21 protein-coding genes are annotated in these 24,343 nt (G+C 72.0%); 13 read left to right on the forward strand and 8 right to left on the reverse strand.

Features of this window, described 5'->3' with window-relative positions; all coding sequences use genetic code 11:
• Positions 1-22 precede the first annotated feature (22 nt).
• The 5 genes from PP1_RS03845 to PP1_RS03865 all read right to left on the reverse strand — a co-directional run bounded on the left by PP1_RS03845 (position 23) and on the right by PP1_RS03865 (position 6,850).
• Positions 23-1,522: a PEP-utilizing enzyme gene (locus tag PP1_RS03845; RefSeq protein ID WP_010223662.1), complete on the reverse strand. Its 1,500-nt coding sequence runs from the start codon at positions 1,520-1,522 to the stop codon at positions 23-25.
• 3 nt (positions 1,523-1,525) lie between these two features.
• Positions 1,526-2,938 carry a phytoene desaturase family protein gene (locus tag PP1_RS03850; protein WP_010223660.1) on the reverse strand — a complete coding sequence of 471 codons (1,413 nt, stop codon included), beginning with the start codon at positions 2,936-2,938 and terminating at the stop codon, positions 1,526-1,528.
• Between the two features lie 86 nt (positions 2,939-3,024).
• Entirely contained in the window at positions 3,025-3,459 is a 435-nt protein-coding gene (locus PP1_RS03855) for an SDR family NAD(P)-dependent oxidoreductase (RefSeq protein ID WP_010223657.1), read from the reverse strand.
• Positions 3,456-5,279, reverse strand: a complete 1,824-nt coding sequence (locus tag PP1_RS03860) for a DUF3556 domain-containing protein (protein WP_010223656.1) — start codon at positions 5,277-5,279, stop codon at positions 3,456-3,458. Before PP1_RS03860 ends, PP1_RS03855 begins: the two co-directional genes overlap by 4 nt.
• Positions 5,280-5,392: 113 nt before the next feature.
• Positions 5,393-6,850, reverse strand: coding sequence for a class I adenylate-forming enzyme family protein (locus PP1_RS03865; RefSeq protein ID WP_029239109.1), 1,458 nt, complete (start codon positions 6,848-6,850; stop codon positions 5,393-5,395).
• Between the two features lie 177 nt (positions 6,851-7,027).
• On the opposite strand from PP1_RS03865, the gene PP1_RS03870 reads away from it, so the two are divergent.
• On the forward strand, positions 7,028-8,251 hold the full coding sequence (locus PP1_RS03870) for a PucR family transcriptional regulator (protein ID WP_029239108.1): 1,224 nt from the start codon (positions 7,028-7,030) through the stop codon (positions 8,249-8,251).
• Positions 8,252-8,308: 57 nt separating this feature from the next.
• On the opposite strand, the gene PP1_RS03875 is transcribed toward PP1_RS03870, so the two are convergent.
• The 3 genes from PP1_RS03875 to PP1_RS03885 form a co-directional block, all read right to left on the reverse strand.
• Positions 8,309-9,307 carry a 4,5-dihydroxyphthalate decarboxylase gene (locus PP1_RS03875; protein WP_010223651.1) on the reverse strand — a complete coding sequence of 333 codons (999 nt, stop codon included), beginning with the start codon at positions 9,305-9,307 and terminating at the stop codon, positions 8,309-8,311.
• A 168-nt stretch (positions 9,308-9,475) separates the two neighbouring features.
• Positions 9,476-9,988: a hypothetical protein gene (locus tag PP1_RS03880; RefSeq protein ID WP_010223649.1), complete on the reverse strand. Its 513-nt coding sequence runs from the start codon at positions 9,986-9,988 to the stop codon at positions 9,476-9,478.
• Between the two features lie 8 nt (positions 9,989-9,996).
• Complete coding sequence (locus PP1_RS03885) at positions 9,997-11,691, reverse strand: thiamine pyrophosphate-binding protein (RefSeq protein WP_010223647.1); 1,695 nt, start codon at positions 11,689-11,691, stop codon at positions 9,997-9,999.
• A 163-nt stretch (positions 11,692-11,854) separates the two neighbouring features.
• On the opposite strand from PP1_RS03885, the gene PP1_RS03890 reads away from it, so the two are divergent.
• From PP1_RS03890 to PP1_RS03945, 12 genes are all read left to right on the forward strand, one after another.
• Complete coding sequence (locus PP1_RS03890; RefSeq protein ID WP_010223645.1) at positions 11,855-13,219, forward strand: SLC13 family permease; 1,365 nt, start codon at positions 11,855-11,857, stop codon at positions 13,217-13,219.
• Between the two features lie 81 nt (positions 13,220-13,300).
• Positions 13,301-14,770, forward strand: coding sequence for an aldehyde dehydrogenase family protein (locus tag PP1_RS03895; protein WP_010223643.1), 1,470 nt, complete (start codon positions 13,301-13,303; stop codon positions 14,768-14,770).
• Positions 14,771-14,855: 85 nt separating this feature from the next.
• Positions 14,856-16,238 (forward strand): aromatic-ring-hydroxylating dioxygenase subunit alpha, encoded by a 1,383-nt coding sequence (locus tag PP1_RS03900; protein WP_010223641.1) that lies wholly within the window; start codon positions 14,856-14,858, stop codon positions 16,236-16,238.
• A complete protein-coding gene (locus tag PP1_RS03905; protein ID WP_010223639.1) occupies positions 16,235-16,843 on the forward strand; it encodes a 3-phenylpropionate/cinnamic acid dioxygenase subunit beta in 609 nt (202 codons plus the stop codon). The genes PP1_RS03900 and PP1_RS03905 overlap by 4 nt, the downstream gene beginning before the upstream one ends.
• Positions 16,840-17,175, forward strand: a complete 336-nt coding sequence (locus tag PP1_RS03910) for a hypothetical protein (protein WP_010223637.1) — start codon at positions 16,840-16,842, stop codon at positions 17,173-17,175. The genes PP1_RS03905 and PP1_RS03910 overlap by 4 nt, the downstream gene beginning before the upstream one ends.
• Positions 17,172-17,975 carry a 3-(cis-5,6-dihydroxycyclohexa-1,3-dien-1-yl)propanoate dehydrogenase gene (hcaB, locus tag PP1_RS03915; RefSeq protein WP_010223634.1) on the forward strand — a complete coding sequence of 268 codons (804 nt, stop codon included), beginning with the start codon at positions 17,172-17,174 and terminating at the stop codon, positions 17,973-17,975. Before PP1_RS03910 ends, hcaB begins: the two co-directional genes overlap by 4 nt.
• Before the next feature lie 32 nt (positions 17,976-18,007).
• Positions 18,008-18,202, forward strand: a complete 195-nt coding sequence (locus tag PP1_RS03920) for a ferredoxin (protein ID WP_010223632.1) — start codon at positions 18,008-18,010, stop codon at positions 18,200-18,202.
• Positions 18,202-19,446 (forward strand): NAD(P)/FAD-dependent oxidoreductase, encoded by a 1,245-nt coding sequence (locus PP1_RS03925; RefSeq protein ID WP_010223630.1) that lies wholly within the window; start codon positions 18,202-18,204, stop codon positions 19,444-19,446. Before PP1_RS03920 ends, PP1_RS03925 begins: the two co-directional genes overlap by 1 nt.
• Positions 19,443-20,171 (forward strand): class II aldolase/adducin family protein, encoded by a 729-nt coding sequence (locus PP1_RS03930; RefSeq protein WP_010223628.1) that lies wholly within the window; start codon positions 19,443-19,445, stop codon positions 20,169-20,171. The genes PP1_RS03925 and PP1_RS03930 overlap by 4 nt, the downstream gene beginning before the upstream one ends.
• A gap of 86 nt (positions 20,172-20,257) precedes the next feature.
• Complete coding sequence (locus PP1_RS03935) at positions 20,258-21,049, forward strand: IclR family transcriptional regulator (protein ID WP_010223626.1); 792 nt, start codon at positions 20,258-20,260, stop codon at positions 21,047-21,049.
• A gap of 52 nt (positions 21,050-21,101) precedes the next feature.
• On the forward strand, positions 21,102-21,821 hold the full coding sequence (locus tag PP1_RS03940; RefSeq protein ID WP_010223624.1) for a class II aldolase/adducin family protein: 720 nt from the start codon (positions 21,102-21,104) through the stop codon (positions 21,819-21,821).
• A gap of 87 nt (positions 21,822-21,908) precedes the next feature.
• A complete protein-coding gene (locus tag PP1_RS03945) occupies positions 21,909-23,837 on the forward strand; it encodes an FAD-dependent monooxygenase (RefSeq protein ID WP_010223622.1) in 1,929 nt (642 codons plus the stop codon).
• Positions 23,838-24,343 lie beyond the last annotated feature (506 nt).

The following is a 24,343-nucleotide window of genomic DNA, read 5'->3' on the forward strand; positions in this document are numbered from 1 at the left end:
TGGCCCGCCGGGACCGTCCCGGTCACCCTCGCCCGCGCGTCACCGTCCCGAGCGCACCGTCGACGACGAGGTCGTCGCCGCCCCGGATCCGGGCGGTCGCGGTCTCCGTGCCGGTGACGCACGGGACGGCCGACATCCGGCAGAGGGCCGCGAGCGGCGAGCCGGACATACCGGCGTCGACCACGACCGCCCCGGCGAGCAGGACCGCGGTGAGCCACTCCGCCCCGCCGCTCGCGACGACGACGACGTCGCCGGGACGGACGCGCGACGCCCCGGCCGGTGATCGGAGCACGGTCGCCCGGCCCCGGACACGGCCGCCGGTTCCGCTGCCGTGCACGACCTCGCCCGGCCCGAGGCGGGGGACGTCCCGCGCGTGGATCCACCGCACGGCCGCCGGGACCGGCCCGACGATCTCCCGCGGCGGGAGCCACAGGTCCAGCGCATTGTGGTCGTAGGTCCGGAGGGAGACGTCCTCCGGCACGCAGCCGACGAGCTCGTCGCCGTCGAGCATGGCGACGTGCGCCGCGTCGAACAGCAGGCCGTCCTCCTGCAGGGCCCGCCCGGCCTGCCGCACGATGGTCCGTTGCACGGCGACGATGCGGGAGACCGTGTCCATGGCATCGGCTCGGAGCGTGGCCCAGCCGCCGAGCTCCCCCGCCGCGGCGGGGGGCGTGCTCGGCCGCCGGACGACGGGAGGCGGGTGGTCGTCCGGGACCGTCCGGAGCCGGTCGATCAGGGCCAGGATCCCGGACGGGTCGCTCCGCCAGCTCGGCACACCGAGGTCCCAGGGTGCAGCGCCGAGATGCCCGTGGTGGTCGAGCAGGGACCGGACGGCGCGGAACACCTCGCGGGCGGATCCCGGGTGGCCGGTGCCGAGCCGGCCGCCGAGGCCCGGCAACCCGCGGCCCAGCAGGAGCGCGCCGTCGGAGCTGCGGGCGACGACCCGGCTGACCTCCCAGAGCGCATCGAGCAGCCGGCACGAGCGGCCGCCCACCAGCGACTCGTCGACCTGAGGCGCCGGTGAGCCGGCTGCGAGCAGCCGGTACTCGGCGTGCGCGAGTGCACGGACCGCCGGCGCCGACAGCGCGACGGTTTCGACGAGGAGGTCGCGGCACCGGTTCGCGGTGGGACCGGACCGCTGGGCGGACCGTCCGATCCGGGGTAGCCGCTCGCGCACGGCGTCCACCTCGGTGTGCAGGCTGCGGAGCCCGTCCGTGACCGGCCGGCCCGCCCGCCGCGGTCCGGCGACGTCGGCGTCGAGCCATGCCTGACCGTCCCGGACGACGACCGCCGGGCGACCGGTGGTCGTGTCCGCCAGCTCGGACCAGGCGGCGTCGGCCGTGGCGATCGGCCCCATCGTCCGGGCCAGCGGTGTCAGGGGGAAGCGGGCCCAGTCCGACAGCAGATCCGAGCGCCAGAGGGTCGTGCCCTCGCGAGCGGAGGCGGACGTGGCGGGTACCGGGCGATCCGGCGCGCGGGCCGTCACGGAGTCGGGCGGGGACGCCCCGGCAGGTCCGGACACCGCTCACCGCCCCAGCCGCGTCAGCGCCCGCGCGGCGGCGTGTGCTCCGCACATCCCGTGCGCGCCCGGTCCGGGCGGCGTCGACGCCGAGCAGAGGTAGTGACCCGGTGCCCCGGTGTCGTAGGGCTGCAGCGTCGTCCGCGGCCCGAACACCAGCTGCCGGACGTCCTTGGCGCCGGTGAGGATGTTGCCCCCGGCGAAGTTCGGGTTCCCGGCGAACTCCCGTGGCCCGGTGCGCAGGGTCCCGACGACGCGGTCCCGGAACCCGGGCGCGAACCGCTCGATCTGCGCGGTGATCGCCTCGGTGGCGTCGCCGGTGTAGCCGTACGGGACGTGGGCGTAGGCGTAGACGGGATGCACGTCGCCCGCGGAGCGGGTCGGGTCCGCGAGGTACTGCTGTCCGACCAGGACGAACGGTCGCCCGGGCATCCGGCCGGCGTGCACCTCGCGTTCGACGTGCACGTTCTCCCCGGCGGAGCCGACGGCGTGCACGGTGCCGGCCAGGCGCGCCTCCGGGCGCGTCCAGGGGATGCCGCCCTGGACCGCGTAGTCGACCTTGAACGCGGCCGGCCCGTACCGGAAGCGCCGGTAGGCGCGGGCGATGCGTGGCGGGAGCCGGTCGCCGAGCAGCGCGGGGAGCCGGTCGGGACCGACGTCCCAGATCGTGATGTCGGTGGGCGGCAGCTCGTCGGCCGAGCTCACCGGGGTCCGGGTCTCGATCGTCACGCCGCTCTCGCCCAGCGACGCGGCGAGGGCGTCGGTGATCGCCCGGGAGCCACCCTCGGCGACCCCCCAGCCGTGCCGGTGCCCGGCCGTCAGGATCCCCATCCCGATCGCGCTCGACAGGGGCCGGTTCAACGGCCGGAACGCGTGCGCCGCAGTACCCATGAACAGCGCCCGGCCCCGCTCGGTACGGAACGCCCGGCCGAGGACCTCGGCCGGGAGCACCGTCGGGGCCCCGAACCGGGTCAGCCTCAGCGGGTGCGCCGGCACCCGCAGCAGCGGACCCAGCACGTCCTCGGCCAGCGCGTCGTAGCCGCGCGACGGGCCGGCCAGCAGGGCGCGCCACACCCGTCCGTCGGGCCCGAGCCCGTCCGCGGTGTCCTCCACCGACCGGTGGAGGACACCGGCGTCGCCGCCGTCGAGCGGGTGGACGCAGTCGATCTCGGGCAGGCGCCATCGCAGCCCGTGCCGCTCCAGGCCGAGCTCGCGCAGCACTGTCGAACCGACCGCCATGGGGTGCACGGCCGAGCAGTGGTCGATCAGCAGGCCCGGCACGATGCCCTCGACCGTGCGGGTGCCGCCCCCGATCTCGGCGGCGGCCTCCAGCACGGTCACCTCGACCCCGGCCCGGGCCAGGACGGCGGCCGCCACGAGGCCGTTCGGCCCGGCCCCGACGACGGTCGCGGTGCTCATCCGCCCGCCTCGACCGGCCGGCAGGACGGTCCTGCCCACGGCAGTGGGGTCATGTCGTACTCCTGGGGGATCGGGAACGCCGGGGGTCAGAGGAGGGAGGCGTGGAGGCCGCCGTCCAGGACGAGGCCGCTGCCGTTGCAGAAGGCGGAGCGGTCGGAGGCGAAGAACAGCGCCGCCTCGAAGTCGGGCGCGGCCGACGTGACCGCGCGCCAGGCCGCCAGATCCATCTGCAGCAGTGCCTCGGCCTTCCCGACGCCGGCGTTGGGCACCAGCACGTGCAGCCCGCCGTGCCGGTCCACGGTCGCGGCGACCAGGTCCTGGACCTGCTGCTCGTCACGGACGTCGCACGGCCGGTGCGAGGCCCCCGGGATCCCGGCGGCCACCCTCTCCGCGGCGTCCCCGTCGATGTCGGAGACCACGACGGTCGCGCCCTCGGCTCCGAACCGCTCGGCAACGGCCCGGCCCAGCCCCTTCCCGGCGCCGGTCACGACCGCGACCCGGCCCTGCAGCGCTCCGGTCATGACTCCTCCTCGGAACCGGTGGTCAGGACGGGTGCGCTCCCGGTGCCGGCCTCGTCGGCGCGCTCCGGTGCACGCCAGGTGACCGTGAGCGGGATCGGGCCGTCGGGCAGCCAGGGCTGCTCCGCGACGGCGTCGGCGACGTTCCAGTACCCGGTCTCGATCACTCCGAGCGCGGCGTCGATCAGCTGGTAGTGCTGGACCTTCGAGTGGATGGCCTGGGACTCGACCCAGGCGACGACGAACTCGCCGGGTGCGAACCCGATCCTCCTCTGGATGGCGTCGATGAGGTCGGCGTCGTGCAGGTGCCCGTCGCCGAAGTTGAACCCGATGACGGAGTTGCACCCGAACTCGGCCTCGCGCACGGTGCGCGACTCGATGTCGTCGAGCCGGGCTCCGAGGACCGAGAACAGGCCGCGGCCCTGGGAGTGCAGGGAGCGCCAGGCAATCGTCTGCTGCAGGGTGATCTCGGCGGCAGCGGGGGCGTAGCCGGACGCCTGCAGCTGGTCGATCTGGTTCTTCGTCGGCCGGTGGGGCAGGCCGTTGAGCTTCGTCTCGGCACCCGGGGTGAAGGTCCACAGCGCCGAGGCCCAGTTACCGGCGTACTGGCGCATGGACGGGAGGAACGACACCAGGTCGGGGCGCAGGTTCCCGAGGATCGGGAACGCCACCAGGCCGGCCACGATCGCCAGGGTCAGCGCCGGGGAGGACATGTCGGCGGGCCCGAAGCCCGCCTCGTTCGGGAACCCGAGGAACAGGAAGATCGTCAGGTAGCCGAACAGCAGGTTCCACTCCAGCGGCACCGCCAGCGGGAACGTGGAGGTGATGAAGAGGTGGAACACCACCATCAGGACCACCCCGGCCAGGGTCAGCCAGTGGTTCGTGGAGAACAGCAGCACCAGCGGCGTGATGATCTCGACGGTGGTGCCGCCGACGTGCGCCATGAACGTCGCGAGCCGGGACGGGCGGACGTCGCGCGGGAAGTCCCGGTAGTGCATCCGCTTGATCCAAGTCGACGGGATGCACGGGCTGTTGGACACCATCGGGGGGATCACGTTGGTGAAGTGCCGCCCGAACTTGGAGATGCCCGCGCAGATCCAGACGGTGCAGATCAGCAGCTTCGCCGCGACGATCATGTCGACGAACGGCAGGAGACCGAAGAACAGCATGGCCGGCAGGTACTGCTCGCTCCGGGCCGCGAGGAAGATCGTCTTGTCGCGCAGGCCGCACAGCACCAGCAGGACGACCGGAGCGATCATCAGCCAGGGAGCGACGAGTCCTGCGGTGTCGTCCGGCAGCACGGCGCTCAGCGACGCCGACGGCACGCCGGGAAGCACGATCGCGACCAGCAGCGAGGCGAGCAGCGCGAGGTAGAGCGCGACGTCGAGCACCGTGCGGGTGTCGCCGGCGGTGCCCGGGACCGCCTTCCACGGGCGCAGCCGGATCGTGCCCGGTCGTGCCCAGAACAGGATCCCCCCGGTCATCGGCGTGAACTTGCCTGCCATGGGGCCCCAGGAGCCGGCCACCCCGACGGCCTCGAGCATCGCGGTCCAGAGCACCAGCTTCTGGTAGACGATCGGCTCGTCCCACCAGCCCGCGACGTCCCAGAACGGGCCGACACCGGACGTCCACGTGATGAGCGCCGTCCCGGCCAGGATGTAGAGGAACAGCAGCTTGAGCACGTAGACGAGCGGGATCATCGCCGGCGATCCGAACCCGTACTGCACCCAGTGCAGCGCGAGCGTCCTCGTCCGTTCCGACAGCGGCTCGTCCAGGAACGTGTCCGGATCGACCGGGGGAAACTTCCCCGTCGTGAAACCCATGGTGAAACCCCTTGTAGCGAGACGTCGTCGTCGGCGGAGCCGCTCGTTGCGGCACGGTGGGGCCGCCCGCCGGACCGTCGGGTCCGCGGGCGGAGGAGGTGGGGCCGAGCGGGTCAGCCGGCCGGTTCGGGTATCCGGCGCAACGCCGGTTTGTCGATCTTTCCGACCGGGTTCCTCGGCAGGGAACCGACGATCGTGATGCGCGCCGGGACCTTGGTCCGGGCCAGCCGGCCGGCACAGTGCGCGGTCAGGTCGTCGGGTGTCGCCGAGCTCCCGGGGAGCAGGGCGACGTGGGCCACCGGGACCTCGCCGAGGACCGGGTCCGGTGCACCGACGACCGCCGCCTCGTTCACCGCCGGGTGCGCGTGCAGCGCGTTCTCGATCTCCTTGGGGTAGAGGTTCTCCCCACCACGGATGATCATGTCCTTGATCCGGTCCACGAGGACGAGATGGCCGTCGTCGTCGAACCGTCCGACGTCACCGGTGTGCAGCCACCCGTTCCTGATCGTCGCTGCGGTCTCCTCCGGACGGTTCAGGTAGCCGCGCATGACGGTGGGCCCGGAGATCACCACCTCCCCCGGCCCGTCGGTGACGACGGCTCCGGTGGCGTCGACCAGCGCGATCCGCTGCCCGGGCAGCGGCAGACCGACCGTTCCCGGCTTGCGCGGTCCGGACGGGGGGTTGAGCGTCGAGGCGCAGGTCGCCTCGGACAGGCCGTACCCCTCGATCACGGGGACCCCGAAGCGCTGCTCGAACCGGGCGATGAGCTCGGCAGGCATCGGTGCGGCGCCGCAGATCACCCGGCGCAACGAGCTCGTGTCCGGCTCCACCTCGGGCGGCAGCGCCACGAGCATGGCGTAGATCGCGGGGACCGCGGAGAAGTAGGTCGGACGGACGCGCTCCAGCTCGGCGGCGAAGGAGCCGGCGCGGAACCGGCCGACGATCGACGCGCACCCGCCGGCGAGCAACGGCGACAGCACCGAGACGACGATCCCGTTCACGTGGAACAGCGGCAGGACCAGCAGGCTGTGGTCCGAGCCGTCCAGCCCGAGGGCGGCGACGATCGTCTCGCACATGACCCCGACGTTCGTGTGGTCGAGCATCACGCCCTTGGGACGCCCGGTGGTCCCGCTGGTGTAGATCAGCAGCGCGAGCCCGTCCGGTTCCACCGTGGAGGGTGCGGGAGCGGTGTCCGGATCGGCGTCGAGCTCGGCGACGTCCAGCGTCACCAGGTCCGAGGCGGCCCGCTCCCCCACGACGACGCCCGCGCCGGCGTCGGTGATCTGGAAGCCGGCCTCGTCGGTGGTCAGGACGGGGTTCACCGGGGTGACGACGGCGCCGAGGTGCCACGCGGCGAACAGCGTCACCACGAACTCCACCCGGTTCACCAGCATCACGGCGACGACGTCGCCGCGTGCCACGCCCGCGGAACGGAGCGCCGCCGCCGCGCCGAGGACCGCGTGCGCGAACGCGGAGTTGTCGAGCGCCCGGGCGTCGTCGGCGACGCACGGCGAGTGCGGTGCGGTCCTTGCCCGTTCCTGCGGAAGCACGGCGATGTGCATCGGGGCCATCCTCCGGACGGTCGTTGTCGGGTGGAGGAAAGGTAGGACCGCGGTGTGACGGTCACCATGGGCGCACGTCATGAAGTCGCGGACCGCCGTTGTGCGCACGGCACAAGCCCGGCCCCGGACAGGTGAACGTCGCGGGTGGTGTCGGTCGCGGTCGTCGGGCGCTATAGGTTCGGCGGCATGTCCGCCCACGTCGACGACGTCGTGGCGACCGTCGCCCGTGACATCGACGCCCGGTTGCCGGAACTCACCGTCGAGCTCACCGACTGGTTCGTCGAGATGATCCCGGAGTTCCGGCACGACGAGGCCGTGCGGCAGCTGATGGTCGCCAGCACCTCGGCGAACCTGGTGGGCATCGTGGACCTCCTGGCGCACGCGATCCCGGTCGAGCAGATCGCGGTCCCGCCGGCGGCGGCGGAGTACGCGCGCCGCTTCGCCCAGCACGAGCTGTCCCTGGAGGCCCTGCTGCGCGCCTACCGGCTCGGCGAGCACCGGTTCGGGCAGTGGGCGCTCGACTCGCTGCGCCGGGGCGATCGACGCGACCCGGACGTCGTCCTGGCCGCGGTGGCGTCGCTGTCCGAGCGCACCAACCGCTACATCGACCAGGTGGTCGAAGGGCTGATCGACATCTACGAGACCGAGCGGCGCCGGTGGAGCACCCGCTCCGGGGCCGGCCTGGCAGCCAGGATCCGGATGGTCCTCGACACCGATCCGCTCTCGGACAGCGCCGCCGACGAGCTGCTGGGGCTGCCGGTGCGCGGCTGGCACCGGGCGGCCGTGCTCTGGATATCGGGGCCGACGGACGCCCCGGACGACGACGGGCTGCTCCAGGCCGGTGCCCGCCTGCTGCACGACGCGGCGGGGCGGCCCCCTCTGACGGTGCTGGCCGACAGCCGCACGCTGTGGGCGTGGCACTCCGGGCCGACCGCACCGACGCTGGACGTCGAGCTCCTCCGTGCCCGGATGCCGGGCGACGTGTGCGTCGCGCTCGGAGCGCCCGCGGCCGGCCTGTCGGGGTTCCGCGGGTCGCTCGCCGAGGCGGTCCGGGCCCGGGCGGTCGTCGAGAACTCCGTCCTCACCCCGCCGGTGACGGAGTTCGACGACGTCGCCATCCCGGCCCTGCTCACCGAACGGACCGAGGACCTGCGCCGCTGGGTCGCCCGCGTACTGTCCGATTTGGACTCCGACGAGCCCGGTGTCGACCAGGTGCGGGAGACGCTGCGGGTCTTCCTCGCCTCCGGGGGCAGCTACACGCAGGCAGCCGGCCGGCTGCACCTGCACAAGAACACGGTGCACTACCGGGTGCGCAAGGCCGAGGACCTGCGGGGCCGGCCGCTCGGCGACGACCGGCTGCAGGTCGAGGTCGCGCTGCTCGCCGCGTCGCTGCTGCGGTCCCGGCCGTGACGGTGCGGTGGAATGCTCCAGGTGTACGTCGAGGCGAGCGACGGAACGACCGGCGACTCAGATGACGTAGGTCTCGTGTGTCTCGGACGCGAAGAGCTCGTCGGGGGCGAGCCGGCGGCCGGTCATGCCCTGCTCGTGTGCATAGCGCAGGAAAACGTCCAACGTCCGGCGGTTCGCATCGAGGCCGTACGGCCAGAAGTCCCGACCCAACAACGCTCGGGTCCGCTCGACCTCGTCGTAGAGCCAGGGGACGGCGTAGGGGTTCGCCGCCGTTTCCGCCATGCGCGCCATCGAGAGCGACTTGGCCTGCTCGAACGCACTGAGCAGGGAACCGGCCAGCCAGGGCCGCGCCTCGTAGACGTCCCGCCGCAGGACCACGGTGTGCATGATCGGGAAGATCCCGGTGTCCCGGGCGTACTGCTCCTCGACGGCGCGGGGGTCGGCGAACAGGCGTCGCACCTCGGGCCGGCCCTCGAGCACCGGGCGTGGCGTGCGGGGCGCGTAGAGCGCGTCGATCTCACCGGTGACGAGCATGTCCACCAGCGTCCGGTCCGGAGCGATGGGTGCCACGTCGATCTCCGGCGGCAGGTCCAGGACCTGCTTCTCGACCCGGCCCGGCGAGTGCATGCCACCGGTCCGGTACCGCACCGACGCCACCGGGACATCGTGCCGGTCGGCCAGGATCCCGCGGATCCACACCACGGCCGTCAGCTGGTACTCGGGCACGCCGACGGTGCGGCCGACCAGGTCCGACGGGTTCTCGATCCCACTGTCGCCGTTCACGTAGATGCCGTGGTGCCGGAACGCCCGCGAGGGGAACGCCGGGATCGCGATCAGACCGCCGGCGTCCGGCGCGGCCGCGGCGGCGGTCACATAGGACCCCAGTGACATCTCTGCTGCGTCGAACTCCCGGTGCCGGAGCATCCTGAAGAAGGTCTCCTCGACCGGGAGGCTCAGATAGGTGAGGTCGACGCCGTCGGGCCGGACGGTGCCGTCGGCCAGCGCGCGGGTCCGATCGTAGTCCCAGCAGGCCAGGGTGAGCGGGACGCGGCTCATCGGGGACCTCCGGGTCCGGGGCGCACCACGGCGCGCCGCTCGCTCGTCTCGCAGGTCATGTGTTCCTCACAGATCATCTGCAACTCCTTCGGGGGCCGGATCCGGGTCGGGTTCGTCACCGTCGTTCGTGCGACTGCCGGAGTCGGTGGGCGTCGCCGGGAGGGCGGGTCAACGACCGCACCGACGGATCATCGCGTTGACCAGCGGAATGCCGACGTACACGGCCAGCGGGACGAGCACCATGCTGGTGACCAGGGACTGGGCGAGCACCGGCAACGTCGTCACCACCGGGCCGGCGGTGGCGGTGAACAGCAACGAGAACGGGAACAAGCCGGCCCAGACCACCATGGCGGTCCGCCACCGGGGCGGCGCACCGGAGGGCTGCGCCCGGCCGACGGTGACCGGAGCCGGTACCCCGTCGGTGAGCAGGTCGGCGGCGGCCAAGCACCTGGCCCGCGAGGCGCTCGCCTCCCAGACCGCGAGCGTGGCCGCGCTGTCGAAGACCAACGCGACCGTGACGGTGCCGTCGTCGTGGCGCTCGACCTGCGAATCCAGGTGGCCGGGTACACGGGAAGCCTCGGCGCCGAGCCTCGCCGCCCATGCGTGGAGCTGCTCGTGACGCCCGGGCAGAGGCCTGCGGGTGGCCGACACCGTCACCGGGAGCCGGAACGTCTCCGACACGGCGGACCTCAGCGGGCTGCCGGGGGCAGCAGCCCGGGCGGCAGCCCGTACATCTGGTCCTGGACGACGTCCACGATCGCCGGTCCGTCCTGGGCCAGGGCCTTCTCCAGCGCAGGGCCGAGCTCGTCGTCGGCCGTCACCCGTACACCGTGACCGCCCAGGGACCGGGCGAACTCGGCCAGGTCGGGGTTGCCGTAGAAGACCCCGAGATAGCGCCCGGCATGCGCCGACCGCTGCCGGTCGCGGGTGTTGCCGTAGGCGCTGTTGTTCATCACGACGTTGACGACCGGGATCGACTCCCGGACACAGGTCTCGAAGTCCTGGGCGACCATCCAGAAGCTGCCGTCCCCGCTGACCGCGACCACGCGCTGGTCGGGACGGGCCAGTGCCACTCCCATCGCAGCGGGCATGCCCCACGCCATCGCCCCGCCCGCGGAGCCGAAGAACGAGCCGGGGCGGTGCAGGCGCAGGTAGCGGTGGCTCCACGGGCCGAAGCTAGGCGCGTCCTGCACGAGCAGGACGCCGTCGGCGTCGGCGATCCGTTGCAGGGCGGACACCGCGGCCACACTGCTGACTCCCCCGGCGGGATCGTCGTCGGCCAGCGCGGGCGACGAGAGGGAGGAAACCCCTTCATAGGATTTCCGCAGAGCGCTGCGGCGATCGGCGCGTCGTGCCGCCAGCTCCGGTGGCGTCTCGTCCAGCGCCGCGGTCAGCGCACGGGCGGCGAGAGCGGCGTCGGCCACGATGCCGACCTCCGGCAGGTACACCCGCCCCAGCTCCTCCGCATCGACGTCGACGTGGACCAGCCGTGTGTCCGGCGAGACCAGGGTCCACCGCTTGGTCGTGAACTCGGAGAACCGGCAGCCCAACGCGACCAGTACGTCGGCGTCGCGGACCACGTCCTCGGTCACCGTGTGCGCGCCGTAGCCCAGCGCACCCAGGAACGCGGGATGGTCGTGCGGGACGGAGCCCTGCCGCAGCCATGTCGTGAGCAGCGGAGCCCCGAGCCGCTCGGCGAGCTCGAGCAGAGCGGCCGGATCCCCTCCACCACCACCGCCGATCAGCACGGCGGGCCGCTCCGCGTCGCGCAGGACCGCGGCCGCGTCCCGCACCGCTGCCGGAGCCGGACCCGGCGGGTGGTTACGTGAGCGCACGGCCGGACGGACACCGTGGTCCACGACATCCTGCAACACGTCCAGCGGCAGCGACACCACGACAGGTCCCGGGCGGCCACCGACGGCCGTGCGCACGGCACGTTGCAGGAGCTCCGGCACCCGTGCCGCCTGATGGATCTCGACGGCCCACTTGCTCATGGGCCGGAAGGTGGCGACGACATCGGACTCCTCGAACGCGCGGCGCTCCACGACCCCTGCGGGCACCTGCCCGACCAACAGGACCAGAGGCACCGACTCGTCGTAGGCGTTCTGCACGGCGATCGCAGCGTTGGCAGCTCCAGGGCCGCGAGAGACGAGACAGACCCCGACGCCCGCACCGGACCGGGACACACCGTCGGCCAGGAACCCCGCCACCTGCTCGTGACGGGTCGAGACGAACCGGACGGCCTGCTGGCGAGCCAGACTGTCGATCAGGTCCATCACCGTCGTCCCCGGCACCCCGGCGACCAGCTCGACCCCCTCTGCGGCCAGGCACTCGACGACGAGGTCCGCTCCCGTCCGGACCGTGGCCCCCTCTCCCGTCTCCATCGATCCCCCCGCTGCCGGACTTCCCGTGAGTCTTGACACGGTCGGCAGTTTGACAGAAAGTTCCTCTGCATAACAGAGGGAGTTTCCTCCCTGCGGCGAAAATCGTTGACGGGCGGAATGGTGCCGTCCCGGTCGCCGCGCGACCCACCGTTCCGGGAGAGCCGTGTCCATCCACGTCATCGGCGTCGTGGCCCTCGTACTCGTGTTCATCGTGGGCACAGTCCGACCGGTCAATATCGGCGCACTCGCACTGATCGCGACATTCCTCGTCGGCACCCTGGTCGTGGGCGAGAGCCCCGACGAGGCGATCGCGGGGTTTCCGCCCGACCTGTTCGTCCTGCTGGTCGGGGTGACCTACCTGTTCGGCCTGGCAGCGGTGAACGGGACCCTGGAGTGGCTGGTCGACCGCGCCATCGGGCTGGTGGGCGACCGCCCCGTCCTCGTCCCGTGGCTGATCTTCGTCTTCTCCGCGATCCCGACCACCGCGGGCGCACTCGGCCCGGCGGGCGTCGCCATGCTGGCCCCGCTGTGCATGCGCCTAGGTGAGCGCTACGGGATCGACCGCCGAATGGCGGCGTTGATGGTCATGCACGGCTCGTGCCTCGGTAACTTCTCGCCGCTCAACGGCCTTGCGGTCATCGTCCGCCAGACCGCCGTGAACAACGGGCTCCAGGTCTCCGCCGCTGAACTCTTCCTCGGCAATGCGGCCTACAACATCGCACTCGCCATCGTGATCTACCTCTGCTTCGGCGGTCGCGATCTGCTGCGCCGCCGCCACGAGCACGCGACGAGCGCCGCCGCACTCGTCCGCGCGGGCGGTGCCGGGACACACGTGGCCGATGGGGGCACGACGAGCAGCGCCGTCGACGCCGGCGATACGTCCTCGCGCGAGACCTTCGCGAGGCCGCCCCTCGACACCCCGGAGCGCACCCGGCTGCGCCTGGACCAGGTGGTGACGCTGATCGTCATCGTCGCCGTCGCCGTCGGCGCCCTGGTCTTCGACCTGGAGATCGGCTTCCTGGCCCTGATCGCGGCGGCGCTGCTGCACCTGACGTTCCCGTCCCGTTTCCAGCTGGCCGACAAGCGGATCGTGTGGTCGGTGGTGCTGCTCATCTGCGGCATCGTGACCTTCGTCGGGGCACTGCAGCGCTACGGCACGGTCGATGTGATCGGCGGCGGGATCGCCTCGCTGGGTGCGCCGCTGCTCACCGCGTACCTGCTCTGCCTGGTGGGCGCCTTCACGTCCGCGTTCGGCTCCAGCGCCGGCCTGCTGGGGGTCCTCATCCCGCTCGCGGTGCCGTTCCTCGTCCAGGGCGAGGTCGGCGTGACCGGCATGATCATCGCGCTGTCGATCTCCGCGACCGTCGTCGACTCCACCCCGTTCTCCTCGGTCGGAGCACTGACCCTGGCCACCGCGCCGGAGCAGGAGCGGCGGCCGTTGTTCCGCACGATGCTCGGCTGGGGCGCGGCGATGGTGGTGACGGCACCGGTGATCACGTGGCTCCTGTTCGTCCTGCCCACGAGCTGAGCCGACCCGAGGGAGACGCCTCCCCCTGCCGCACGTCGGCGACGACACGCCGCCGGCTCGTCCTTCCGGAAGGAATCACCCATGACCGTGTCCGACACCCCTCGCGCCGTCGTCGACGGCCGTTTCGAGGTCCTCCTCGGCGGTCGGCCGCTGGGCGGTACGGCCCGCTACGAGGTGGAGGACCCGACGACCGGCGGCGTCCTGACCGACGCCCCGGACTGCTCGGTCGAGGACGTGGACCGGATCGTGGCGGCCGCCGCCGGGGCACAGCGTGCCTGGGGATCGCTCCCGCCGAGGGCGCGCGCGGCGATGGTGCGCGAGTTCGCGGCTCTGCTGCGGGCACACACCGACGAACTGGCCACCCTCGACGCGGTCGATGCCGGGTTCCCGCTGCCGGTCATGCGGGCCGACGTCGACGCGGCGGCGACCCTGCTGGAGATCATGGCCGATCACGCGCTCGCGCTGGGTGGGGCGACCTACCCGCTGTCGGAGAACCTGCACTACAGCGTGCAGGAACCATACGGCGTGGTGGGCCGGATCGTCCCGTTCAACCATCCGCTGTTCTTCGCCGCCGGAAAGGTCGCCGCTCCCCTGGTCGCCGGTAACGCCGTCGTCCTCAAGGCTCCCGACCAGGCGCCGTTGTCCTCACTCCGGATGGCCGAGCTGGCCGCGGAGGTGTTCGGGCCCGACCTGTGCGCCGTCGTGTCGGGGCGTGGCGCGGTCAGTGGGCAGGCGCTGGTCCGACACCCCCTGATCCGCCGCATCGGCTTCATCGGGGCACCCGACACGGGACGGCTCATCCAACGCGAGGCCGCGGAGTCCGGCGTGAAGTACGTGAGCCTGGAGCTCGGCGGCAAGAACGCCCTGGTCGTCATGCCCGACGCCGACCTCGACGCGGCGGCGGCGAGCGCCGTCTCCGGGATGAACTTCACCGCCACCGCCGGACAGTCCTGCGGATCGACCAGCCGGCTGCTGCTGCACGAGTCGATCGCGGACGAGGTTCTGGCCTCCGTGGTCGAGCAGGTGCGCGCCGTCCGGGTCGGGCACCCGCTGACCGAGGGGACCCAGATGGGCCCCGTGATCGACCGCAGACAGTACGACAAGACGCTCGGAGAGATCCGCGCCGCGACCGATGCCGGCGCCGAGGTGGTCGCCGGTGGCGGACGCCCCGACACCGTCGGCGAGCAGGGCTGGTACGTCGCCCCGACCGTGCTCAGCGACATGGCACCGGACAACCCCGCCGCCATGGAGGAGATCTTCGGCCCGGTGCTCTCGGTGCTCACGTTCGCCGACGAGGCCGAGGCGGTCGAGATCGCCAACCGCACCGACTACGGCCTCACCGCCGGGGTGTGGACGAGCGACGTCACCCGCGCCCACCGGATGGCCGGGCGGCTGCAGGCCGGCTACGTCTGGATCAACGGCAGCTCGCGGCACTACTGGGGACTCCCCTTCGGCGGGACGAAGTCCTCCGGCGTCGGGCGCGAGGAGTCCGTCGAGGAACTCCTGTCCTACAGCGAGACCAAGGCTGTGACGGTCGTCCTGCAGGACTGAGCCCGGTTGACGCACCCGGAGCAAGTTGCTCTACTGAACAGAGACAACCTCTTTCAAGCAGAACAAGCACCACAGGGACGGATCGATGACCGACCAGACCGACGTTCTCGACGCCGTGCGTCGCGGGATGATCCCCGCGCACGTCTACAACGACCGGGAGATCTTCGAGCTCGAGAAGGAGCGTGTCTTCTCCCGCGCGTGGGTCTTCGTCGGGCACGAGTCCGAGATCGCCCGGCCCGGTGACTACGTGGTCCGCCGGGTACTGGAGGACTCGTTCATCGTCACCCGGGACGAGAAGGGCGAGATCCGCGCGCACTTCAACATGTGCCTGCACCGCGGCATGCAGGTCTGCCGCGCCGAGATGGGCAACGCCTCGCACTTCCGCTGCCCGTACCACGGCTGGTCCTACCGCAACGACGGCCGGATCGTCGGCCTGCCGTTCCACCAGGACGCCTACGGCGGCGAGGCCGGCTTCAAGCGCAAGGGCCAGCGGCTGCTGCCGGCCCCGAACCTGGCCACCTACAACGGCATGATCTTCCTCAGCATGGACCCGCAGGCCCCTCCGCTGGAGGAGTTCCTCGGCGACTTCCGCTTCTACCTGGACTACTACACCAAGCAGAGCGCCAGCGGCATCGAGCTGCGCGGCCCGCAACGGTGGCGGGTCAAGGCGAACTGGAAGATCGGCGCGGAGAACTTCGCCGGCGACATGTACCACACCCCGCAGACCCACACCTCGGTCGTGGAGATCGGCCTGTTCCGCGAGCCCAAGGCGGAGAAGCGCAAGGACGGCGCCACCTACTGGGCCGGGGCCGGCGGCGGGACGACCTACAAGCTCCCGCCGGGCACCCTGGACGAGCGGCTGCGCTACGTCGGCTACCCCCAGGAGATGGTCGACCGGATGACGCAGCAGTGGTCACAGGACCAGCGTGACCTCGTCGGCACCGACGGCTTCATGATCAGCGCGGCGTCGATCTACCCGAACCTGTCGTTCGTGCACAACTGGCCCCGGGTGGCCGAGTCCGACGACGTGCTGCCGTTCATCTCGATCCGGCAGTGGCAGCCGATCAGTGAGGACGAGACCGAGGTGCTGTCCTGGTTCGCCGTGGACGCCGAGGCCCCGGAGGAGTTCAAGGCGTTGTCCTACAAGGCGTACCTGATGTGCTTCGGCTCGACCGGCATGTTCGAGCAGGACGACGTGGAGAACTGGGTCTCGCTCACCAACACCGCAGCCGGCTCGATGGCACGGCGGCTCCAGCTCAACAGCAGGATGGGGATCCTCGAGGACGACACCGAGGTCGTGCCCCAGCTGACGCCCGAGCAGTTCCACGGCCCGGGCTCGGCCCACACGGGCTACAGCGAGTACAACCAGCGGGCACTGCTGCATCGCTGGGCCGACGACCTGGCGACCCCGCAGGCGGCCGCCGGCACCCTCACCGTCGGTGAGCCGGAGGCGGTGACCCCGGCATGAACGACCCGACCACGACCGCACCGACCGGTCCCGGGACGCATTCCTCACGGTCCGCCCTCGGCGGGCACGCCTCCCGCGTGCAGCGCACCGGGACTACCATCGGCTTCGGCGACGAGCGCCACCTGACGGCCCACCAGTGGCTGGTGGACGAGGCGTGGCTGCTCGACGCCCAGGCCTACAGCGAGTGGCTCGACCTGCTCACCGACGACATCCACTACCTGATGCCGGTACGGGTCACCACGGCGTTGGGCGCCGGCTACGACACCTCGCCGGGCATGGCCCACTTCGACGAGGACAAGTACTCGCTCTCGCGCCGGGTGGCCCGGTTCCTCACCGAGCACGCCTGGACCGAGGACCCCCCGTCGCGGCTGCGCCACCACCTGAGCAACGTGCGCACGTTCGCCACCGACGACCCCGACCACCTGGTGGTGGAGTCGGCGACCCTGCTGTTCCGCAACCGGGGCGACGTCCGCGAGGGCTCGTTCGTCTCCGCCGGGCGCGAGGACCTGCTGCGCTCCACACCCGAGGGCTGGAAGCTGGCCCGCCGCACGATCCTGGTCGACGACTCGGTCATGCGGATGCAGAACCTGGCGATCTTCCTGTGACGCTGGAGTGGGAGGGCGAGCAGACCGACGCGCGGGCCGCGCGCCGGGCCGCGTCCGAGCACGCCGAGCTGCTGGAGAACGCCGCCGGCGAGCCGATCACGGTGGCGAACGAGTTCGCCGAGGTCCGGGTGCGTCTGGTCCGCACCCGCAACGGGGCGCGGCTGCTGGTCGAGTCGCCCAAGTCCGGGCAGTGGGTCACCCTGTGCCCGCTCGAGCTCGAGTCGCTGACCTGGCAGAACACCGCCACGTTCTCCGCGATGATCGGTACCCCGTTCGCCCCGTTGATCCCCGACGACGACAGCCCGCCCGCACCGAGTGGGGCCGACTCGTGACCGGGTGGCTGGAGGGCAGGCGCGCCCTGGTCGTCGGGGCCGGGTCGGGCATCGGCCGCGCGGTCGTCGACGCCTTCCGGGCCGAAGGCGCCCGGGTCGCGGTCCTCGAACGCGACGCCGAGAAGTCGGCCGCCCTCGCGGCGGCCCGGCCCGAGGTGCCGGTCACCGTCGGCGACGCGACGACCCGTCACGACAACGACCGCGCCGTCGCAGCCGCTGTGGAGGCCTTCGGCGGACTCGACGTGCTGGTCAACTGCGTCGGGGTGTTCGACTTCTACCGCAGCATCACCGAGCTCGACGCCGACGTCCTGGACACCGCCTTCGACGAGATGTTCCGGACCAACGTCCTGAGCCACCTGCACTCGGTCAAGGCGGCGCTGGGTCACCTGCAGGAGTCCGGACGCGGGGTCGTGCTGCTCACCGAGTCGACCTCGTCCTACTCCCCCGGGCGCGGCGGGGTCCTCTACATGTCCTCCAAGTTCGCCGTCCGCGGACTGGTCACCGCCCTCGCCCACGACCTGGCGCCCAAGGTCCGGGTCAACGGCGTCGCGCCCGGCGGCACGGTGGGCACCGACCTGCGCGGGCTACCGAGCCTGGGCACCGCCGACCGCAGCCTCGGTGACACCCCCGGCCGGGAGCAGGAGCTCGCCACCCGGGTGCCGCTCCAGGTGGCGCTGTCCGGCGAGGACCACGCCTGGAGCTACGTCTTCCTCGCCTCCGAACGCGCGCGCGGCATCACCGGCGGCGTCGTGCACCCCGACGGCGGAACCGGCGTCTCCGCGCCGCGAAAGCGTTCGTGACGAACCCGACCCACCCCACAGAGAGGACCACCATGGCCCGGCTACTGGCCGACGTCGAGGCATGCCAGGGATACGGCAACTGCATCACCGGCGCCCCGGACGTCTACGACATCGACGACGACGGCAAGGTCGTGCTGCTCCGGACGGAGATCGCCGACGAGGACCGCCCGCGGGTACAGGAAGCGGCCCGCAGCTGCCCGGTCGACGCGCTGGGCATCGAGGACTGATGGACCGGACCACCGGCACCGTCGTCGTGGTCGGCAGCTCCGTCGGCGGCGTACGCACCGCGCAGGCGCTGCGCACCGAAGGGTTCACCGGCCGGATCGTGCTGGTGGGGCAGGAGGCCGACCTCCCCTACGACAAGCCGCCGTTGTCCAAGCAGCTGCTGGCCGGTTCGTGGGACACCGACCGGATCACGCTGCTCGACACCGCGGCCGCCGAGGCGGCCGGCATCGAGCTGCGGCTGGGCGTCGGCGCGGCGCGGCTCGACGCCGCCGGCCGGCGGATCGAGCTCGCCGACGGCACGGCGCTGGGCTACGACGCCGTGGTCCTCGCCACCGGGGCCGGCGCCCGGCCCTCCCCCTGGATCACCGGGTCCGGGGTGCACGTGCTCCGTTCGCTCACCGACGCCACCGCGCTGCGCCGTGACCTCGACGCCGAGGGCCCCGTGGTCGTCGTCGGCGGCGGGTTCATCGGCGCCGAGGTGGCCGCGACCGCCCGCGCACTGGGCCGGGACGTGACCGTCGTCGACCCGCTGCGGGCTCCGATCGGCCGGGTGATCGGCGACGCCGTGGCGGAGCACGTCACCACGCTGCACCACCGGCACGACGTCGCCACCCGCTTCGGGGTGGGCGTGGAGGACGTGCGCGGGCGGGCCGGAGACCTGCGGGTACGGCTCACCGACGGCACCGAGCTCCGCGCGGGGACGGTGGTGGTCGGGATCGGCGCGGTCCCGAACGACGCCTGGCTGCAGGACTCCGGCCTGCTGGTCGACGACGGCGTCGTCTGCGACGAACACGGCCGCGCACCGGGTTCCCCCGACGTGTACGCGGTGGGCGACGTGGCCCGCTGGTACCACCCGGGCCTCGAGGAGCACCGGCGCGTCGAGCACTGGACCAACGCCGTCGAACAGGCCGCCGTCGTCGCGCACAACCTCGTGCACCCCGACGACCTCCGCGCACACCGCCAGGACGGGTACGTGTGGAGCGACCAGTACGACTGGCGGATCCAGATCGTCGGACGGCCGGGTGCCGCGACCCGGCACGAGCTGCTCGGCGACCTCGACGGCGCGCAGGCGCGCGGCGCCGCGGTCTACACCGACGACAGCGGCCTGCTGTGCGGTGCGGTCACGGTGAACTGGCCGAAGGCGCTGGTCGTCTGCCGCAGGCTGATGGGCACCGCCGCGACGTTCGACGACGCCGTGACCCAGCTCGCCGGGCTCCCGGCCCGCCGCGCGGCGGGCACGTCGTGACCGACCCGAGCACGGAGCTGGCCCCGCTCCGCCGGGAGGTCGCCGACGCCTGCCGGGTCCTGGCCGCTCGCGACCTGGCCCCCGGCTATCTCGGACACGTCAGCCTGCGGATCGACGAACGCCGGCTGCTGGTGCGCTGCCGGGGGCCGCAGGAGCGCGGGCTCGCCTGGACCACGGCGCAGGACGTGCACCTGGTCACGCTCGACGGCGAGCCGGGCGCCCCGGACGAGCTGCAGGCGTGGAGCCCGCCGAACGAGCTGCCGCTGCACACCGAGGTGCTCCGGACCCGGCCCGAGGTCACGGCCGTCGTGCACGCACATCCGGAGACGGTGGTCGCGGCCGACCTCGCCGGGCTGGGTATCCGCCCGATCGTCGGCGCCTTCGACATGCCCGGCACGAAGCTGGCCCACGCGGGCGTGCCGGTGTACCCGCGGGCGGTCCTGGTCCGGAACCGGACTCTCGCCGCCGAGATGGTCACCGCCATGGACGGGCGTCCGGTGGTCCTGCTCCGCGGGCACGGTCTGACCAGCGCCGGAGCCGGCGTGCCGGAGGCGGTGCTGAACGCGGTGTCGGTGGAGCGGATCGCACGGCTGTCCCTGACCGTCGTCTCGGCCGGCGGGCGGCTGCAGGACCTGCCCGAGGCGGACATGGCCCAGCTGCCCGATCTCGGCGGGTCGTTCAACCACGACACGGCCTGGCGGCACGAGCTCGCGCGGTTGGCCTGACATGAGCGAACACCGGAGTTCGAACCCGGCGGCCACCCATGCCGAGTGCGACTCTCTGCACAGCAGACATCGCGTAGGGTCGTGCCATGGACGGAGTCGAGGGCTTTCCGCCCACACCGGAGTACGGCGAGACGCCGCGGTATCCGATCGAGTCGGTCGACAACGCGTTGCGGATCCTGCTGCTGCTCGGCGAGCGACCGCGGTTGCGGCTCACCGACGTCAGCCAGTACCTCGACGTCGCCTCCTCGACCGCGCACCGGCTGCTGATGATGCTGCAGTACCGCGGGTTCGTGCGGCAGGAAGCCGGCACCCGCAGCTACATCCCGGGGCCGACGCTGGACGGGCTCGCCTTCGGCGTCCTCCGTCGGCTCGATGTACGCACCCGCGCGCGCCCGGTGCTGGAGAGGCTCAACGCCGACCTGAACGAGACGGTGCACCTGGGCCGGCTCGAGGGCAACGACGTGCATTTCATCGACTCGATCGAGAGCGGCCGCGCGCTGCGCGTCGGGGGCCGGCTGGGCCGGACGATGCCGGCGCACTGTACGTCCAACGGCAAGGCGATGCTGGCCACACTCACCGAGGCGGACCTGTTCCGGATCTATCCCGACGAGGAGCTGACCCGCCTGACCTCCAACTCCGTGGCCACCCGCACCGACCTGGTGCGCGAGCTCGCCGAGGTTCGCAGCCAGGGTTTCGCGACCAGCCAGGAGGAGAGCGAGGAGGGCGTGAGCTCCCTCGCCGTCGCGCTGTCCTCCGGTCCGACACCGATGGCCGTGACGGCCTCCGCACCGGTCAGCCGGATGACGGCCGGCGCCCGCAAGACCGTCCTCGCCCAGCTGCTCGCCGCGGCCGAGGAGATCGACAAGCTCCTGCTCTGACGCTCCACGTCGTGGGGCGAAGAGACGTCACACGATCGGAGACCGCCCCCGCATGACCATCGAGTCCGCAACCGCCACGACGACCGACCTCCGCGAGCTGGTGGCCACGTCGTGCCGGGTACTCGCCGCCACGGGCCACCACGACCTGATCTGGGGCCACGCCTCGGTCCGCGACCCGCAGGGCCGCGGCGTCTGGCTCAAGACCGCGGAGTGGGGGCTCGACGAGGTCACCCCGGAGCGGGTGCACCTGGTCGACCCGTCCGGAACGGTGCTCGAGGGCGACGGCGCCCGGCACAGCGAGTACCCGATCCACACCGAGATCATGGCTGCCCGCCCGGACGTCGGCGCGGTCGTGCACACCCACCCACCGCACGCCGTCGCCCTGGCTGCCAGCGGGCAGGACCTGCGGCCGGTCAGCCACGCGGCCAACTACTTCGTGCCGCCGACGGTTCCACGCTTCACCGACACCGCCGACCTCGTTCTCACCCCGGACCTCGGCCGCTCGGTCGCGCTCACACTCGGTGACGCCCGGGCGGTGTTCCTGGTCAACCACGGCATCGTGGCCGTGGGTGCGTCGCTGCCGGAGGCAACCGTGGCCGCGGTGCTGCTCGAGCAGGCATGCGAGCAGCAGCTGCGCACCCACGCCGCCGGTGGGTGGCCGAGCTGGTCGCCGCCGGAGGAGTCGCTGGCCAAACGGGACCACATCTACAACGACCGTGCCGTCCGCGCCGCCTGGGACTACCTCGTGCGCCGGCTGCCGGCCGTGGACTGAGCACGCCGCTGGGGCCGCCGAGCGTGACCGGTCGGCGGGCGGCCGTCGGTGAGTGCCGACCTTGGTGAATTCGGAGGAACCTGAACCATGCAGTTCCATCTCGACGGTTACAGGACGGGCGATCCCCTCGTCGAGGACGCGCACCCGTCGGTGCGGGAACGGCCTCCCGGCCTGCCGGACGAGACCGATGTGTTGATCGTCGGATGCGGTCCCGCCGGTCTCGTCCTGGCGGCGCAGCTGGCCAACTTCCCGGACATCCGGACGGTGGTGGTCGACCGCAAGGACGGCCCCCTCGAGGTCGGACAGGCCGACGGGGTCGCATGCCGCACCGTCGAGATGTTCGAGGCGTTCGGCCTGGCCAATCGCCTGATCGACGAGGCGTATCGGGTCAACGAGGTCAGTTTCTGGAGTCCGGACCCGAAGGACCGGTCCCGGATCGTGCGCGCCGGTCGTGTCGACGACGTCGAGCAGGGCCTCTCCGAGATGCCGCACGTGATCGTCAACCAGGCCCGGATGCTCGCCTACCTGCGTGAGCACATGGAGCGGTCCGCCAGCCGCACGACTCCGCACTACGGCCTGCAGGCCGACGACATCCGCATCGACACCAGCGGCTCGTCCGACCACCCGGTCACCGTCGAGCTCGGGCACCTCGAGGGACTGGAACCGACCGGTGAGTCCACGACGATCCGGGCCAGGTACGTGATCGGTTGCGACGGGTCGCGCAGCGGCACCCGCGACGCGATCGGTCGCCGTCTGGTCGGCGACCCGATGAACCAGTCCTGGGGCGTCCTCGACGTCCTCGCGGTGACCGACTTCCCCGACATCCGCCTCAAGTGCGCCGTCCACTCCGCCAACGACGGCAACATCCTGATCATCCCGCGTGAGGGCGGCTACCTGGTCCGGCTCTACATCGAGCTCGACAACGTCCGCGACCAGGACATGCTCCGGAACCGGGACGTCACCCCGGAGAAGCTCGCCGCCGTGGCGAACCGGATCCTGCACCCGTACACCATCGAGGTGCACGACGTCGGGTGGTGGGCGGTCTACGAGATCGGCCAGCGCCTGTGCGACAAGTTCGACGACGTCCCGGCCGGAGAGACCGACACCCGCCTACCGCGGGTGTTCATCGCCGGCGACGCCTGCCACACCCACAGCGCCAAGGCCGGGCAGGGCATGAACGTGTCGATGGCCGACACCTGGAACCTGGGCTGGAAGCTGGGCTCGGTGCTCCGGGGGACGGCCAGGCCCGAGCTCCTCCACACCTACAGCCAGGAGCGCCAGGAGGTCGCCCAGGAGCTCATCGACTTCGACCGCGAGTTCGCCGCGATGTTCAGCGCCCGCCCGTCGGAGGCCGACGCTGCCGACGGGGACGGCGTCGACCCCGCCACGTTCCAGCAGTACTTCCGCGACCAGGGGCGCTTCACCGCGGGCGTCGCCGTCCGCTACGCACCGTCGATGATCACCGCGGCCGGGTCGTCGCAGTACCTCGCCCCCGGGTTCCCGGTCGGGATGCGGTTCCACTCCGCCCCCGTCATCCGGCTGGCCGACGCCGCACCTATGCACCTCGGGCACGTCGCCCGGGCGGACGGCGCCTGGCGCCTCTACCTCTTCGCCGACCGGGCGGACCCGACGGTCGCGGGTTCCACGTTCCGGGACCTGTGCGAGGTCCTCGGCTCGGACCGGTCCGCGCTGACCCGATTCACGCCCCCCGGCGCCGCACCCGACACCGTGATCGATGTCAGGGCGATCCTGCAGCAGGGCCACCGGGAGCTCGCTCTGGACCGGATGCCCGAGGTCCTGCTCCCCCGCAAGGGTGGATTCGGCCTCATCGACTACGAGAAGATCTTCTGCCCCGACCCCGCGGCCGGCGACATCTTCGACATGCGAGCGGTGGACCGCGACGAGGGCTGCATGGTTCTCGTCCGCCCGGATCACTACGTCGCACACGTTCTCCCCCTGCACGGACACGAGGAACTGACCGACTTCCTTTCCGGGGTCCTCGTACGTGCGCGATGAGCTCCGCTCACCCCTCACCCGGGAGACTCTCACCTGCAGGTCGAGCCCGGCGAGGGAGGACGGCGCGACAGAGAGGGTGGACCACAGAACTGCAGGTCACACGACGAAGGGCCGGTACCCGATCATCTCGGATACCGGCCCTCATGCCTGTCGGGACGACAGGATTTGAACCTGCGACCCCTTGACCCCCAGGACGTGGGAGTTGCTGTTTCCGCACGTCGAACGCGTTCGAGGCGACGTGGTGAGCCCGGACAGGACAGGCGACGTTCGCGGTCACGCACGACGTGTGGTCCCCAAGTGGTCCCCACGACGATGTCCGCCTTCAAGGCCACTGGGGCGCCTGGTCGCGGATCTGTTCTGGCTGGTCAGACATCCGTGGCCGTCCGGTGGTGTCTCGCGGTTCTCCGGTGGGTTGCGGTCACGGTTGTGGTCAGTCGCCACGCTGGCCCCTTCCCCGATAGAGGCCGGCTTGGGCGTGGTCCGTGGGGTGTCCAGGGGCGCCGCAG

Source organism: Pseudonocardia sp. P1 (assembly GCF_000178675.2).
Lineage (GTDB): Bacteria > Actinomycetota > Actinomycetes > Mycobacteriales > Pseudonocardiaceae > Pseudonocardia.

What these genes read in the sequence shown, in the direction of transcription:
- PP1_RS03920 (WP_010223632.1), top strand. Translation starts at nt 18,008, where the DNA reads ATGGCCCGGCTACTGGCCGACGTCGAGGCATGCCAGGGATACGGCAAC.
- PP1_RS03895 (WP_010223643.1), top strand. Translation starts at nt 13,301, where the DNA reads ATGACCGTGTCCGACACCCCTCGCGCCGTCGTCGACGGCCGTTTCGAG.
- PP1_RS03900 (WP_010223641.1), top strand. Translation starts at nt 14,856, where the DNA reads ATGACCGACCAGACCGACGTTCTCGACGCCGTGCGTCGCGGGATGATC.
- PP1_RS03875 (WP_010223651.1), bottom strand. Translation starts at nt 9,307, where the DNA reads ATGAGCCGCGTCCCGCTCACCCTGGCCTGCTGGGACTACGATCGGACC.
- PP1_RS03855 (WP_010223657.1), bottom strand. Translation starts at nt 3,459, where the DNA reads ATGACCGGAGCGCTGCAGGGCCGGGTCGCGGTCGTGACCGGCGCCGGG.
- PP1_RS03860 (WP_010223656.1), bottom strand. Translation starts at nt 5,279, where the DNA reads ATGGGTTTCACGACGGGGAAGTTTCCCCCGGTCGATCCGGACACGTTC.
- PP1_RS03865 (WP_029239109.1), bottom strand. Translation starts at nt 6,850, where the DNA reads ATGGCCCCGATGCACATCGCCGTGCTTCCGCAGGAACGGGCAAGGACC.
- PP1_RS03925 (WP_010223630.1), top strand. Translation starts at nt 18,202, where the DNA reads ATGGACCGGACCACCGGCACCGTCGTCGTGGTCGGCAGCTCCGTCGGC.
- PP1_RS03850 (WP_010223660.1), bottom strand. Translation starts at nt 2,938, where the DNA reads ATGAGCACCGCGACCGTCGTCGGGGCCGGGCCGAACGGCCTCGTGGCG.
- PP1_RS03870 (WP_029239108.1), top strand. Translation starts at nt 7,028, where the DNA reads ATGTCCGCCCACGTCGACGACGTCGTGGCGACCGTCGCCCGTGACATC.
- PP1_RS03905 (WP_010223639.1), top strand. Translation starts at nt 16,235, where the DNA reads ATGAACGACCCGACCACGACCGCACCGACCGGTCCCGGGACGCATTCC.
- PP1_RS03945 (WP_010223622.1), top strand. Translation starts at nt 21,909, where the DNA reads ATGCAGTTCCATCTCGACGGTTACAGGACGGGCGATCCCCTCGTCGAG.
- PP1_RS03940 (WP_010223624.1), top strand. Translation starts at nt 21,102, where the DNA reads ATGACCATCGAGTCCGCAACCGCCACGACGACCGACCTCCGCGAGCTG.
- PP1_RS03935 (WP_010223626.1), top strand. Translation starts at nt 20,258, where the DNA reads ATGGACGGAGTCGAGGGCTTTCCGCCCACACCGGAGTACGGCGAGACG.
- PP1_RS03885 (WP_010223647.1), bottom strand. Translation starts at nt 11,691, where the DNA reads ATGGAGACGGGAGAGGGGGCCACGGTCCGGACGGGAGCGGACCTCGTC.